This is a genomic window from Bradyrhizobium sp. PRIMUS42, from assembly GCF_023006515.1.
Taxonomy (GTDB): domain Bacteria; phylum Pseudomonadota; class Alphaproteobacteria; order Rhizobiales; family Xanthobacteraceae; genus Bradyrhizobium.
Map to the genome: position 1 here is coordinate 1 of NZ_JALBGZ010001004.1, position 1,757 is coordinate 1,757.

2 pseudogenes are annotated in these 1,757 nt (G+C 65.0%); both read left to right on the plus strand.

The window, feature by feature from the left end:
- Positions 1-245, plus strand: a pseudogene (locus MOV75_RS36815) (nitrate ABC transporter substrate-binding protein); the annotation flags it as partial.
- 84 nt (positions 246-329) lie between these two features.
- Positions 330-1,658, plus strand: a pseudogene (locus MOV75_RS36820) (ABC transporter transmembrane domain-containing protein); the annotation flags it as partial.
- Between the last annotated feature and the right edge of the window lie 99 nt (positions 1,659-1,757).

Here is a 1,757-nt window from a genome sequence, read left to right on the forward strand (position 1 = left end):
AGGCCGCGAGCCGCATCGACGACGGCGAGCGCGACCTGGAGCTGGAGCGCCTGCGCACCGTCCTCGTCGACAACATCCTGACCGACGAGGTCAAGCGCAACGGTCTCGGCGGCATCGAACCGCCGCGCCTGGAGCGCTCGATCGACCAGATCGCGCAGGACTTCAAATTCCGGAAACGGCCTAGCGCAGGCGATATCTTCGACGACCGGTTCCTGCCGCCGGTCGCGGCGCGGCTGATCAATTGAGCAAAACTGACAGCTTCCGCTATATCTCGCAGGCGATCCCTGCTTAGAATACGGGCTCCGTCGTCCGATCGAGTTCGTCCCCGCATGTCCATCCTCCGCCTCTACACCCGCGTTCTCGAGTTGCTCGGCAAGGAGGCGCGGCTGGGCTGGCTGCTCGCGGTCGTCAATCTCCTGCTGGCGGGCTCGCAATTTGCCGAGCCGGTGCTGTTCGGCCGGATCGTCGACGTGCTCTCCGGCAAGACGGTGGCCGGTTCGAACTCGGCCTGGCCGTTCCTGGCGGCCTGGGTCGCATTCGGAATCTTCACCATCCTGTGCAGCGCGCTCGTGGCTTTGCAGGCCGACCGGCTCTCGCACCGCCAGCGCCAGGCGGTGCTGACCGACTATTTTGAGCACATCCTGCAACTGCCGCTGACCTTCCACTCCGGCACCCATTCGGGTCGGCTGATGAAGGTGATGCTCAACGGCACTGACGCCCTGTGGCGGCTGTGGCTCGGCTTCTTCCGCGAGCATTTTGCGGCGATCCTCTCGGTCGTGGTGCTGCTGCCGCTGTCGCTCTACCTGAACTGGCGGCTCGCGATCCTCCTGTTCGTGCTCTGCATCGTCTTCACCGCGCTGACCACCTTCGTGGTGCGCAAGACCTTCGGCATGCAGATGGCGGTCGAGGAACACTACAGCGAGCTGTCCGCCCGCGCCTCCGATGCACTTGGCAATGTCGCGCTGGTGCAGAGCTTTGTCCGTGTCGAATCCGAGGTGAAGGGACTGCGCTCCGTCGCCGATCAATTGCTCGAAGCCCAGATGCCGGTGCTGTCGTGGTGGGCGCTCGTCACCGTCATCACGCGCGCCTCCACCACCATCACGGTGCTGGCGATCTTCACGTTCGGTATCGCGCTGCACGACCAGGGGCTCACCTCGGTCGGCGAGATCGTGATGTTCGTGAGCTTTGCGACGCTGCTGATCCAGAAGCTCGAGCAGGTCGTAAGCTTCATCAACAACGTGTTCATGGAAGCGCCGCGCCTGCGCGAGTTCTTTGGCGTGCTCGATGCCGTGCCCGCGGTGCACGACCGGCCCGACGCGATCGATGCCGGCAGGCTGTCCGGCCTCGTCGAGTTCAACGACGTCACCTTCTCCTATGACGGCAAGCGGCCGGCGATCGAGGACCTCACCTTCACCGCGCTGCCCGGCCAAACCATCGCGCTGGTCGGCCCGACCGGCGCCGGCAAATCGACCGCGATCGCGCTGCTGCATCGCGCCTTCGATCCGCAATCCGGCTTCATTAGGATCGACGGCATGGACGTGCGCGGCGTGACGCTGACGTCGCTGCGGCGGAACATCGGCGTCGTGTTCCAGGAGGCGCTGCTGTTCAACCGCTCGATCGAAGAGAACTTGCGCGTCGGCAAGCCGGACGCGACCAAACCCGGATGCTTGTCGATGGCATGACCGCGGCGAACGATTTGGGCCTGACTGACGCCGTCCCGGCCAAAATCGTGGTGCACACTGACGCGCGGCGCCGTG